The sequence below is a fragment of the Streptomyces sp. NPDC003248 genome, assembly GCF_055563235.1.
Map to the genome: position 1 here is coordinate 1,079,462 of NZ_JBVHDT010000001.1, position 12,713 is coordinate 1,092,174.

Annotated in this window: 12 protein-coding genes; all 12 read left to right on the plus strand. The window is 70.8% G+C overall.

Features of this window, described 5'->3' with window-relative positions; all coding sequences use genetic code 11:
- Positions 1-4: 4 nt before the first annotated feature.
- The 12 genes from ACZ3KJ_RS04595 (at position 5) to ACZ3KJ_RS04650 (ending at position 12,622) form a co-directional block, all read left to right on the plus strand.
- Entirely contained in the window at positions 5-1,420 is a 1,416-nt protein-coding gene (locus tag ACZ3KJ_RS04595; RefSeq protein ID WP_467524530.1) for a UDP-N-acetylmuramoyl-tripeptide--D-alanyl-D-alanine ligase, read from the plus strand.
- Positions 1,417-2,490 carry a phospho-N-acetylmuramoyl-pentapeptide-transferase gene (gene mraY / locus ACZ3KJ_RS04600; protein WP_385078426.1) on the plus strand — a complete coding sequence of 358 codons (1,074 nt, stop codon included), beginning with the start codon at positions 1,417-1,419 and terminating at the stop codon, positions 2,488-2,490. The genes ACZ3KJ_RS04595 and mraY overlap by 4 nt, the downstream gene beginning before the upstream one ends.
- On the plus strand, positions 2,472-3,896 hold the full coding sequence (gene murD, locus ACZ3KJ_RS04605) for a UDP-N-acetylmuramoyl-L-alanine--D-glutamate ligase (RefSeq protein WP_467524532.1): 1,425 nt from the start codon (positions 2,472-2,474) through the stop codon (positions 3,894-3,896). The genes mraY and murD overlap by 19 nt, the downstream gene beginning before the upstream one ends.
- 130 nt (positions 3,897-4,026) lie before the next feature.
- Entirely contained in the window at positions 4,027-5,379 is a 1,353-nt protein-coding gene (gene ftsW / locus ACZ3KJ_RS04610; protein ID WP_467524533.1) for a putative lipid II flippase FtsW, read from the plus strand.
- Between the two features lie 6 nt (positions 5,380-5,385).
- Positions 5,386-6,474, plus strand: coding sequence for an undecaprenyldiphospho-muramoylpentapeptide beta-N-acetylglucosaminyltransferase (gene murG / locus ACZ3KJ_RS04615; protein WP_467524534.1), 1,089 nt, complete (start codon positions 5,386-5,388; stop codon positions 6,472-6,474).
- Positions 6,475-6,513: 39 nt separating this feature from the next.
- Positions 6,514-7,308, plus strand: a complete 795-nt coding sequence (locus ACZ3KJ_RS04620; protein WP_467524536.1) for a cell division protein FtsQ/DivIB — start codon at positions 6,514-6,516, stop codon at positions 7,306-7,308.
- Between the two features lie 278 nt (positions 7,309-7,586).
- Positions 7,587-8,783, plus strand: a complete 1,197-nt coding sequence (gene ftsZ / locus ACZ3KJ_RS04625) for a cell division protein FtsZ (protein WP_467524538.1) — start codon at positions 7,587-7,589, stop codon at positions 8,781-8,783.
- On the plus strand, positions 8,780-9,508 hold the full coding sequence (gene pgeF, locus ACZ3KJ_RS04630; RefSeq protein WP_385078414.1) for a peptidoglycan editing factor PgeF: 729 nt from the start codon (positions 8,780-8,782) through the stop codon (positions 9,506-9,508). Before ftsZ ends, pgeF begins: the two co-directional genes overlap by 4 nt.
- Positions 9,509-9,514: 6 nt before the next feature.
- Complete coding sequence (locus ACZ3KJ_RS04635; RefSeq protein WP_467524540.1) at positions 9,515-10,234, plus strand: YggS family pyridoxal phosphate-dependent enzyme; 720 nt, start codon at positions 9,515-9,517, stop codon at positions 10,232-10,234.
- A 128-nt stretch (positions 10,235-10,362) separates the two neighbouring features.
- A complete protein-coding gene (locus ACZ3KJ_RS04640; protein WP_467524542.1) occupies positions 10,363-11,004 on the plus strand; it encodes a cell division protein SepF in 642 nt (213 codons plus the stop codon).
- Positions 11,005-11,069: 65 nt separating this feature from the next.
- A complete protein-coding gene (locus ACZ3KJ_RS04645) occupies positions 11,070-11,354 on the plus strand; it encodes a YggT family protein (protein WP_020129925.1) in 285 nt (94 codons plus the stop codon).
- 53 nt (positions 11,355-11,407) lie between these two features.
- Positions 11,408-12,622, plus strand: a complete 1,215-nt coding sequence (locus ACZ3KJ_RS04650; protein WP_467524544.1) for a DivIVA domain-containing protein — start codon at positions 11,408-11,410, stop codon at positions 12,620-12,622.
- Positions 12,623-12,713 lie beyond the last annotated feature (91 nt).

Below are 12,713 nucleotides of genomic sequence, written 5' to 3' on the forward strand. Positions count from 1 at the left end.
ACTTGTGATCGCCCTCTCCCTCGCCGAGATCGCAGCAGTCGTCGGCGGGCAGACGCACGACATACCGGATCCGACCGCGCGAGTCACCGGGCCGGTCGTCCGGGACTCCCGCGAGGTGGAGCCCGGCAGCCTCTTCGTCGCCTTCGTCGGCGAACGCGTGGACGGCCACGACTTCGCCCACGCGGTCGTGGAGGCGGGCGCGGCGGCCGTCCTGGCGTCGCGCCCCGTCGGCGTGCCCGCGATCGTCGTGGACGACGTCCAGGCGGCGCTCGGCGCCCTCGCCCGGCACGTCGTGCGCACGCTCGGCACGACGCTCGTCGCCCTCACCGGCTCGGCCGGCAAGACCAGCACCAAGGACCTCATCGCGCAGGTGCTCCAGCACAAGGCGCCGACGGTGTGGACGCCCGGCTCGCTCAACAACGAGATCGGGCTGCCGCTGACCGCCCTGTCCGCCACCGAGGAGACGAAGTTCCTCGTGCTGGAGATGGGCGCCCGCGGCATCGGCCACATCCGCTACCTCACCGGCCTGACGCCCCCGAGGATCGGGCTCGTGCTCAACGTCGGCAGCGCCCACATCGGCGAGTTCGGCGGCCGTGAGCAGATCGCGCAGGCGAAGGGCGAACTGGTCGAGTCCCTCCCCGCGGCGGACGACGGCGGCATCGCCGTCCTCAACGCGGACGACCCCTTGGTCCGGGCCATGTCCTCCCGGACGGCCGCTCGGGTCGTGCTGTTCGGGGAGTCGGGCGAAGCGGACGTACGCGCCGAGAACGTACGACTCACGGACAGCGGACAGCCCTGCTTCAGGCTTCACACACCCTCCGGTGCAAGCGATGTGACCATGCGCCTGTACGGTGAGCACCACGTGTCGAACGCGCTCGCCGCGGCCGCCGTCGCCCATGAGCTGGGCATGTCCGCGGAAGAGATCGCCACCGCGCTCTCCGAGGCGGGCTCCCTCTCCCGCTGGCGGATGGAGGTCACCGAGCGCCCGGACGGCGTGACGATCGTCAACGACGCCTACAACGCGAACCCCGAGTCCATGAAGGCCGCCCTGCGTGCGCTGGCCGCCATGGGCACCGGGCGCCGCACGTGGGCGGTGCTCGGCAAGATGGCCGAGCTGGGGGACGAGGCGCTCGCCGAGCACGACGCGGTCGGACGGCTCGCCGTCCGGCTCAACGTCAGCAAGCTCGTCGCGGTCGGGGGCAGGGAAGCCGCCTGGCTGCAACTGGGCGCATATAACGAGGGTTCGTGGGGTGAGGAGTCGGTGCACGTGTCCGACGCACAGGCGGCGGTCGACCTGTTGCGCAGCGAGTTGCGCCCGGGAGACGTCGTACTCGTGAAGGCGTCCCGTTCGGTCGGCCTCGAGAGCGTCGCGCAGGCGCTGCTCGCGACCGGTGCCGAGGGTGAGGTCGCTGCCCGATGATGAAGCAGATCCTGTTCTCGGGTGTCATCGGTCTCTTCCTGACCTTGGTCGGCACGCCGCTGCTGATCAAGCTGCTCGCGCGCAAGGGATACGGCCAGTACATCCGTGACGACGGCCCGCGCGAGCACGCCAGCAAGCGCGGTACGCCGACCATGGGCGGTATCGCCTTCATCCTGGCGACCGTGGCCGCGTACTTCCTGTCCAAGGTCATCACCGGCCAGACGCCGACCTACTCGGGTCTGCTGGTGCTCGGCCTGATGGTCGGCATGGGCCTGGTCGGCTTCCTCGACGACTACATCAAGATCGTCAAGCGGCGGTCGCTGGGTCTGCGGGCCAAGGCGAAGATGGCCGGCCAGCTGATCGTCGGCATCGCCTTCGCGGTGCTCTCGCTCCAGTTCGCCGACGCCCGCGACATCACCCCCGCCTCCACCAAGCTGTCGTTCATCACGGACTTCGGCTGGACGATCGGCCCGGTGCTGTTCGTCGTCTGGGCGCTGTTCATGATCCTCGCCATGTCGAACGGCGTGAACCTCACCGACGGTCTGGACGGCCTCGCCACCGGCGCCTCCGTGCTCGTCTTCGGCGCCTACACGTTCATCGGCGTCTGGCAGTTCCAGGAGTCCTGCGCCAACGGCGAGACCCTGACCAACCCCAACGCGTGCTTCGAGGTGCGCGACCCGCTGGACCTCGCGGTCGTCTCCTCCGCGCTGATGGGCGCCTGCCTGGGCTTCCTGTGGTGGAACACGTCGCCGGCCAAGATCTTCATGGGCGACACCGGTTCGCTGGCGCTCGGCGGTGTCCTCGCGGGTCTGGCGATCTGCTCCCGCACCGAGCTGCTGCTCGCCATCCTGGGCGGTCTGTTCGTCCTCATCACCATGTCGGTGGTCATCCAGGTCGGCTCCTTCCGCCTGACCGGCAAGCGCGTCTTCCGCATGGCACCGCTCCAGCACCACTTCGAACTCAAGGGCTGGTCCGAAGTCCTTGTCGTGGTCCGCTTCTGGATCATCCAGGGCATCTGCGTCATCGTCGGACTGGGTCTCTTCTACGCGGGATGGGCAGCAGAAAAGTGACCGACTGGCAGGGCAAGCACGTCACCGTCGCCGGACTGGGCGTCTCCGGCGTCCCGGCGGCCAAGGTGCTGCACGGGCTCGGCGCGCGGGTCACCGTCGTCAACGACGGCGACGACGCACGCGCGCGCGCCCAGGCGGCCGAACTGGAGTCGCTCGGCGTCACCGTGCGCCTCGGCGACGGCGCCACCCTGCCCGAGGGCACCGAGCTGATCGTCACCGCCCCCGGCTGGAAGCCGGACAAGCCGCTCTTCGCGGCGGCGCACGAGGCCGGGGTGCCGGTCTGGGGCGACGTCGAACTCGCCTGGCGCCTGCGCGGCCCGGACGCGGCCCCCTGGCTCGCCGTCACCGGCACCAACGGCAAGACCACCACCGTCCAGATGCTCGCCTCCATCCTCCGGGCGGCGGGCCTGCGCACGGCGGCCGTCGGCAACATCGGCGTCTCGCTGCTGGAGGCCGTCCTCGGCGAGGAGGAGTACGACGTCCTCGCCGTGGAGCTCTCCAGCTACCAGCTGCACTGGGCGCCCTCCCTGCGCGCCCACTCGGCCGCCGTCCTCAACCTGGCCCCCGACCACCTCGACTGGCACGGCTCCATGGAGGCGTACGCCAGGGACAAGGGCCGGATCTACGAGGGCAACCGGATCGCCTGCGTCTACAACGCCGCCGACAAGGCCACCGAGGACCTGGTGCGCGAGGCGGACGTCGAGGAGGGCTGCCGCGCCGTCGGGTTCACGCTCGGCACGCCCGGACCCTCCCAACTCGGCGTCGTGGAGGGCATCCTGGTCGACCGCGCCTTCGTCGAGAACCGGCAGCAGAACGCCCAGGAGCTCGCCGAGGTCTCCGACGTGAACCCGCCCGCCCCGCACAACATCGCCAACGCCCTTGCGGCGGCGGCCCTCGCGCGCGCCTTCGGGGTGCCCGCCAGGGCCGTACGGGACGGCCTGCGGGCCTTCACCCCCGACGCCCACCGCATCGCCCACGTGGCGGACGTGGACGGCGTCGCCTACGTCGACGACTCCAAGGCCACCAACACCCACGCCGCGGAAGCCTCGTTGGCGGCGTACGGGTCGATCGTGTGGATCGCGGGCGGACTTGCCAAGGGCGCCGCCTTCGACGAACTGGTCGCCCGGTCCGCCGGGCGGCTGCGCGGAGTCGTCCTCATCGGTGCCGATCGTGCGCTGATCCGCGACGCCCTCGCGCGACACGCCCCGGAAGTACCCGTCGTCGACCTCGACCGGACCGACACTGGGGCGATGCTCGCGGCTGTCCAGGAGGCCCGGCGCCTCGCCGTCGAAGGCGACACGGTGCTGCTCGCCCCGGCCTGCGCCTCCATGGACATGTTCGCCAACTACAACCAGCGCGGTGACGCGTTCGCGGAAGCGGTCCGCGGACTCGGCGCGGGCGCCTGACGGCGGGTTCCGGCCGCGGCGGTTGCTCCGGGACCCTTGGAGGGACGCGTGACTCGGATGTGGCTGGGCTCTCGTCGGCGGTTCACCGCCGGTCACGGCGCCGTGCCGGACGGCGGGGCGGTGAGCGCCGATGCCCGGTAGCCGAACCGGCGGCCGGCCGCCCGTGCAGCGGGCCGCGCGGCGGCCCGCCGCCCGGGCGCCGCGCGACAACCCCGTGCTGCGGTTCACCACCCGGGCGCGCAAGGCCTGGGACCGGCCGCTGACCGCGTACTACCTGATCCTCGGCGGCAGTCTGCTGATCACCGTGCTCGGCCTGGTGATGGTCTACTCCGCCTCCCAGATCACCGCCTTGCAGATGTCGCTGCCGGGCTCGTTCTTCTTCCGCAAGCAGTTCCTGGCGGCCGCCATCGGCGGGGCGCTGCTGCTGGTCGCCTCCCGGATGCCGGCGAAACTGCTCCGGGCGCTGGCCTACCCGATCCTCGCCGGGGCCGTCTGCCTGATGGCCCTGGTGCAGGTGCCGGGGATAGGGATGGCGGTCAACGGCAACCAGAACTGGATCTCGCTCGGCGGCTCCTTCCAGATCCAGCCCAGCGAGTTCGGCAAGCTCGCGCTGGTCCTGTGGGGCGCCGACCTGCTCGCCCGCAAGCACGACAAGAGGCTGCTGACGCAGTGGAAGCACATGCTGGTGCCGCTCGTGCCGGTCGCGTTCATGCTGCTGGGGCTGATCATGCTCGGTGGCGACATGGGCACGGCGATTATCCTGACGGCGATCCTGTTCGGCCTGCTGTGGCTGGCGGGCGCCCCCACCCGGCTCTTCGTGGGCGTGCTGTCGATCGCCGCCGCGATCGGTGTGATCCTCATCAAGACCAGCCCGAACCGCATGGCCCGGCTCCAGTGCATCGGCGCGACCGACCCCGGCCCGGGCGACGCCTGCTGGCAGGCCGTGCACGGCATCTACGCCCTCGCCTCCGGCGGGATCTTCGGTTCCGGGCTCGGTGCGAGCGTGGAGAAATGGGGCCAACTCCCCGAAGCCCACACCGACTTCATCTTCGCCGTCACCGGTGAGGAACTGGGCCTCGCGGGGACGCTGTCGGTACTCGCCCTGTTCGCGGCTCTAGGCTATGCGGGTATCCGCGTGGCCGGACGCACGGAGGACCCCTTCGTGAGGTATGCCGCGGGAGGTGTGACCACCTGGATCACGGCCCAGGCCGTGATCAACATCGGTGCGGTGCTCGGCCTGCTGCCGATCGCCGGCGTCCCCCTCCCGCTGTTCTCCTACGGGGGCTCCGCCCTGCTGCCGACCATGTTCGCCATCGGGCTGCTGATCGCCTTCGCACGCGACGAGCCCGCTGCGCGGGCGGCGCTTGCGATGCGGCATCCCCGCTTTGGTAGAAAGCGGGGGGCCGGGGGTCCCACGGGGCCCCGGAGATGGAACACGATGCGACGGCGCGCCTCGGCGGCGCGCTCGTCCGGAGAGCGGTGAATTTCGGTGCATGTCGTACTCGCTGGTGGGGGGACCGCCGGCCACATCGAGCCCGCGCTCGCCCTCGCGGACGCCCTGCGCAGGCAGGACCCGACCGTGGGCATCACGGCCCTGGGCACCGAGCGCGGCCTGGAGACCACGCTCGTTCCCCAGCGGGGCTACGAGCTCGCGCTGATCCCCGCGGTGCCGCTGCCGCGCAAGCCCACACCGGAGCTGATCACCGTCCCGGGCCGGCTGCGCGGCACCATCAAGGCGACCGAGCAGATCCTGGAGCGCACCAAGGCGGACGCCGTCGTCGGCTTCGGCGGCTACGTGGCCCTGCCCGGCTACCTCGCCGCCAAGCGCCTGGGGGTGCCGATCGTCATCCACGAGGCCAACGCCCGCCCCGGCCTGGCCAACAAGATCGGCTCCCGGTACGCCGCCCAGGTCGCCGTCTCCACCCCGGACAGCAAGCTCCGCAACGCGCGGTACATCGGCATCCCGCTGCGCCGTTCCATCGCCACCCTGGACCGCGCCGCCGTGCGCCCCGAGGCCCGCGCGATGTTCGGCCTCGACCCGAACCTGCCGACGCTGCTCGTCTCCGGCGGCTCCCAGGGCGCCCGCCGCCTCAACGAGGTCGTGCAGCAGGTCGCCCCGTGGCTCCAGCAGGCCGGGATCCAGATCCTGCACGCGGTCGGCCCGAAGAACGAACTGCCGCAGGTCCAGCAGATGCCGGGAATGCCCCCCTACATCCCGGTAAGTTATGTGGACCGGATGGACCTCGCGTACGCCGCGGCCGACATGATGCTCTGCCGCGCGGGCGCGATGACCGTCGCCGAACTCTCCGCCGTCGGACTCCCGGCCGCCTACGTCCCGCTGCCCATCGGCAACGGCGAACAGCGGCTGAACGCCCAGCCGGTGGTCAAGGCCGGCGGCGGTCTGCTGGTCGACGACGCGGAACTGACCCCGGAGTGGGTGCGGGAGAACGTCCTGCCGGTGCTCGCCGACCCGCACCGGCTGTACGAAATGTCCCGCGCCGCAGGCGAGTTCGGCCGCCGGGACGCGGACGACCTGCTCGTCCGCATGGTGTACGAGGCGATCGCCGCGCGCCGTTAGGCGCGGCGGGCAAGGCTCTGGGAGCGAAGGGCAGGGAGCGTGGCCGGACCCACCACCGCCGAGCGCGGTGCACGCCAGCAGGAGACGTCCGGCCCGCCCCTGGTCCGCAGGCTGGGCCCGCGCCGGCTTCGTACGATCATCATCCTCGCGCTGGCCGTCGTGCTCGTCGGGGCGGGCGTCGTCTGGGTGTTGTACGGCTCGCGATGGCTGCGGGTGGACCACGTCTCCGTCTCGGGAACGAGTGTGCTGACCCCGCAGCAGGTGCGCGAGGCCGCCGACGTCCCCGTCGGGGACCCCCTGGTCTCCGTCGACACCGGCGCGATCGAGGTGCGGCTGCGCGCGGCGCTGCCCCGGATCGACTCGGTCGTGGCGGAGCGTTCCTGGCCGCATGGAATCGACCTGAAAGTGACCGAGCGCAAGCCGGTCCTGCTGGTGCAGAAAGGGCAGAAGTTCGTGGAGGTGGACAAGAAAGGCGTCCGCTTCGCCACCGTTTCCGAAGCCCCTCGAGGCGTGCCGCTGCTCGACGTGGAAACCTCGACGTCGGGTTCGGCCGCCGCGAGTCTGCGCCGCTTCGGGACGGACCGGCTGGTGCGCGAGGCGGTGAAGGTCGCCGGCGCCCTTCCGGCCGCCGTCGCGCGGGACACCCGGGTCGTCAAGGTGCGTTCCTACGACGACATCTCGCTGAGTCTGAGCGGTGACCGCACGGTGGTGTGGGGCAGCGCCGAGAAGGGCGCCGCGAAGGCCCGTACCCTGACCGCCCTGATGAAAGCCTCCCCGGACGCCGGGCAGTTCGACGTCAGCGTGCCCACGGCCCCCGCGTCAGCGGGGAGTTGACGCACATCAGAGCAGGCCAGCACCCTGGTTGGGCAGCGACTTGGCTGATCACATAGGGTGAAAAGAAAAACGGGAGGTTCGGCGTGTTCGTTGAACGGGCGCCACTTGTCGACTTAGTGTCCTGTTCAGAAGACTCCATGGAACAGACACACTGGTAACCCTAAACTTCAGGGTTAGGGTTCGGGTCGGCGAAACGGACCGTCCCATTCGGCATCAGTCACCGGAGCGCGGAGCACCGCGAGACGGCGACCCGTAACTCGAGGCGAGAGGCCTTCGACGTGGCAGCACCGCAGAACTACCTCGCAGTCATCAAAGTCATCGGTGTCGGCGGCGGTGGTGTCAATGCCATCAACCGGATGATCGAGGTCGGTCTCAAGGGCGTCGAGTTCATCGCCATCAACACCGACGCGCAGGCGCTGTTGATGAGCGACGCCGACGTCAAGCTCGACGTCGGCCGCGAACTCACCCGCGGACTCGGCGCCGGAGCCAACCCGGCCGTCGGCCGCAAGGCCGCCGAGGACCACCGCGAGGAGATCGAGGAGGTCCTCAAGGGGGCCGACATGGTCTTCGTGACGGCCGGTGAAGGCGGCGGCACCGGCACCGGCGGCGCGCCCGTCGTGGCCAACATCGCACGCTCCCTGGGCGCCCTCACCATCGGCGTGGTCACCCGCCCGTTCACCTTCGAGGGACGGCGCCGCGCGAACCAGGCCGAGGACGGCATCGCCGAGCTCCGCGAAGAGGTCGACACCCTCATCGTCATCCCGAACGACCGGCTGCTGTCCATCTCGGACCGCCAGGTCTCGGTCCTCGACGCCTTCAAGTCGGCCGACCAGGTCCTGCTCTCCGGTGTCCAGGGCATCACCGACCTGATCACCACCCCGGGTCTCATCAACCTCGACTTCGCCGACGTCAAGTCGGTCATGTCCGAGGCCGGCTCGGCCCTCATGGGCATCGGCTCGGCCCGCGGCGACGACCGCGCGGTGGCCGCCGCCGAGATGGCGATCTCCTCGCCGCTCCTGGAGGCCTCCATCGACGGCGCCCGCGGCGTGCTGCTCTCCATCTCCGGCGGCTCCGACCTCGGCCTGTTCGAGATCAACGAGGCCGCCCAGCTGGTCAGCGAGGCCGCCCACCCCGAGGCCAACATCATCTTCGGTGCGGTCATCGACGACGCCCTCGGCGACGAGGTCCGGGTCACCGTGATCGCGGCCGGGTTCGACGGCGGCCAGCCTCCGGCCCGCCGGGACAACGTCCTCGGCACGTCCTCCGCCCCGGCCCGCCGCGAGGAGCCGGCCCCGGTACGGCAGCCGGAGAGCCGCCCGACCTTCGGCTCGCTCGGCAGCGTCACACCGAAGGAGGAGCCGGAGCCGGCGCCCGAGCCGGTGGCCGAGCTCCCGGTCTCCCCGCCGGTCCCGCCGTCGCGGACCTACTCCGACAGCGCGGCCGAGGAACTGGACGTGCCGGACTTCCTGAAGTGATAGGACAGCGCGGACACGTGAGCGGCGCGCACTTCGCCTTCACCGACCGGTGGGGCGGGGTGAGCGCCGCTCCGTATGAGCAGCTCAACCTGGGCGGGGCGGTCGGCGACGACCCCGGCGCCGTCCGGACCAACCGCGAACTGGCCGCGAAGTCCCTCGGGCTGGACCCCGCCTCGGTCGTCTGGATGAACCAGGTGCACGGCACGGACGTGGCCGAGGCCGACGGGCCGTGGGGCGAGCGCCCGGTGCCCGAGGCCGACGCGCTCGTCACGGCCCGGCGGGGGCTCGCCCTTGCCGTCCTGACCGCCGACTGCACCCCCGTCCTGCTCGCCGACCCGGTCGCGGGCGTCGCCGCCGCGGCCCACGCGGGCCGGCCCGGCATGGTCGCCGGGGTCGTCCCCGCCGCCGTACGGGCCATGGTGGAGCTCGGCGCCGAACCGGCGCGGATCGTCGCCCGCACCGGGCCCGCCGTCTGCGGCCGGTGCTACGAGGTGCCGGAGGCGATGCGCGCCGAGGTGGCCGCCGTCGAACCGGCGGCGTACGCCGAGACGAGCTGGGGTACGCCGGCGGTCGACGTGACCGCCGGGGTGCACGCGCAGCTCGAGCGGCTCGGGGTGCACGACCGGGAGCGGTCGCCGGTGTGCACACGGGAGTCGCAGGACCACTTCTCGTACCGCCGCGACCGCGCCACAGGGCGACTCGCGGGATATGTCTGGTTGGACTGATGAGGGATGACGCACCGTAAGACCGAACTCGCCGCCAACCTGGCGAAGGTGGAGGAGCGCATCGCCGCCGCGTGCGCGGCCGCCGGCCGTGGGCGGGAGGAGGTGACCCTGATCGTGGTCACCAAGACCTATCCGGCGCAGGACGTGCGACTGCTGTCGGAACTCGGCGTGCGCCACGTCGCCGAGAACCGTGACCAGGACGCGGCGCCGAAGGCCGCGGCCTGCTCGGATCTGCCTCTTTCCTGGCATTTCGTGGGCCAGTTGCAGACCAACAAGGTCCGCTCGGTGGTCGATTACGCCGCTGTCGTGCAGTCCGTCGACCGGTCCCGGCTGGTGACCGCCCTGTCGAAGGAGGCCGTACGGGCCGGACGCGAGCTCGGCTGCCTCATCCAGGTCGCGCTCGACGCCGGCGAGAGCGCGCGCGGCGAGCGGGGCGGCGTCGCCCCGGCGGGCATCGAGGAGTTGGCCGGACTCGTCGCCGCCTCCCCGGGGCTGCGGCTCGACGGACTGATGACCGTCGCACCCCTGACCGGGGAGTACGCCGGACGGCAACGGGCGGCGTTCGAGCGGTTGATGGATTTGTCGACCGACCTGCGCAGAGCCCATCCGGCTGCGAACATGGTCTCGGCAGGGATGAGTGCGGACCTCGAGGAGGCCGTGGCGGCCGGGGCGACACATGTGCGCGTCGGCACCGCGGTACTCGGAGTCCGCCCCAGGCTCGGGTAACGTCGCCAAGAAGTCGGACCACAGCAGAAAATATGGTCATTACCGCCGAAAGGCGGGCACAAGGGCCACGTGGATCGCGGGACTTGGCAGTCGGAAGCCGATCCACCACAGAGCGGAGGACTCAGAGCATGGCCGGCGCGATGCGCAAGATGGCGGTCTACCTCGGCCTCGTGGAGGACGATGGGTACGACGGCCGGGGCTTCGACCCCGATGACGACTTCGAACCCGAGCTCGACCCGGAGCCCGAGCGTGACCACCGGCGGCACGAGCCGTCGCATGCGTCACACGGCGCACATCAGTCCCAAAGGGATGAAGAGGTGCGTATCGTGCAACCGCCCGCGCCGCGCGAACCGGTCGCCCGGGCCGCTTCGCCGGTCGCGGAATCCGGGCGCCCGGCGCGCATCGCGCCCGTGGCATCCATCACACAAGAACGCCAGTCCCTGGAGAAGAACGCACCGGTGATCATGCCCAAGGTCGTGTCGGAACGAGAGCCGTACCGGATCACCACACTCCACCCCCGGACCTACAACGAGGCCCGTACCATCGGGGAACACTTCCGTGAGGGAACCCCGGTGATCATGAATCTGACCGAGATGGACGACACGGACGCGAAGCGACTTGTCGACTTCGCGGCCGGTCTGGTGTTCGGCCTCCACGGCAGCATCGAGCGGGTGACGCAGAAGGTGTTCCTGTTGTCTCCTGCTAACGTCGATGTCACGGCGGAGGACAAGGCCCGCATCGCAGAGGGCGGGTTCTTCAACCAGAGCTGAGACGCACCACCGGAAAACAGCGGTACACGAAGAGCACGCAAGCAGGGGAGAGGGAAGCACCGAACATGAGCGTGGTCCTTGATGTCGTCTACATCGCGCTGATGGTCTTCCTCATCGTGCTCATCTTCCGGTTGGTCATGGACTACGTCTTCCAGTTCGCCCGCTCATGGCAGCCCGGCAAGGCGATGGTGGTCGTTCTGGAGGCCACCTACACTGTCACCGATCCACCGCTCAAGCTTCTGCGGCGGGTGATCCCGCCGCTGCGTCTCGGGGGCGTGGCGCTCGACCTGTCCTTCTTCGTACTGATGATCATCGTCTACATCCTGATCTCGATCGTGAGCCGGCTGTGAGCGATGTGAACTACCGTCTTGCCGAATGCCGACGACTACGTTGAGGTGAAGAGATGCCGTTGACCCCCGAGGACGTGCGGAACAAGCAGTTCACGACCGTCCGCCTCCGAGAAGGCTATGACGAGGACGAGGTCGATGCCTTCCTCGACGAGGTCGAAGCCGAGCTGACCCGTCTGCTGCGCGAGAACGAGGACCTGCGCGCCAAACTGGCCGCGGCCACGCGCGCCGCTGCCCAGAACCAGCAGAACATGCGCAAGCCTCCGGAGCAGCAGGACCAGCAGCAGGGCGGTATGCCGCCGCAGCAGCAGGGGATGCCGCAGCAGGGGATGCCGCCGCAGCAGCAGGGGATGCCCCAGCAGCAGGGAATGCCCCAGCAGCAGGGGATGCCGCAGCAGGGCATGCGAGGTCCGGGCGCACCGGTACCCGCCGGGATATCGGGCCCGCCGCAGCAGCAGATGGGTGGCCCCATGGGTGGTCCGCCCCAGCTGCCGAGCGGTGCCCCGCAGCTGCCTGCCGGTCCCGGCGGCCAGGGTCCGCAGGGCCCCGGTCCGATGGGCCAGGGTCCCATGGGGCAGGGCCCGATGGGTGGTCAGCCTCCCATGCAGCAGCAGATGGGCGGTCCGATGGGCGGCCCCATGGGCGGTCCGATGGGCGGCCCCGGTCAGGGTCCCGGTGGCGACAGCGCCGCCCGTGTCCTTTCGCTGGCCCAGCAGACCGCCGACCAGGCGATCGCGGAGGCCCGTTCCGAGGCCAACAAGATCGTCGGCGAGGCGCGTTCGCGGGCCGAGGGCCTCGAGCGTGACGCCCGTGCCAAGGCCGACGCCCTGGAGCGGGACGCGCAGGAGAAGCACCGTGTCGCGATGGGCTCCCTGGAGTCCGCCCGCGCCACGCTGGAGCGCAAGGTCGAGGACCTGCGCGGCTTCGAGCGCGAGTACCGCACGCGTCTGAAGTCGTACCTGGAGTCGCAGCTGCGCCAGCTGGAGACCCAGGCCGATGACTCCCTCGCCCCGCCGCGCACCCCGGCCGCTGCCTCCCTCCCGCCGTCCCCGGCGCCTTCCATGGCCCCGGCCGGCGCGAGCGCCCCGGCCTACGGTGGCAACCAGGGCATGGGCGCGCCGAGCCCGGCTGCTCCGTCCTACGGCGGCCAGCAGCAGATGTCCCCGGCGATGACCCAGCCGATGGCTCCGGTCCGGCCGCAGGGTCCGTCGCCGATGGGCCAGGCTCCCTCGCCGATGCGTGGCTTCCTGATCGACGAGGACGACAACTGACGGCCAGTAGTACGCCTTAGGCGTCGGCAGCGTTCAACAGGGCGGGGCCCCGGATTTCCGATCCGGGGCCCCGCCCTGTTCCTGCTGTTCT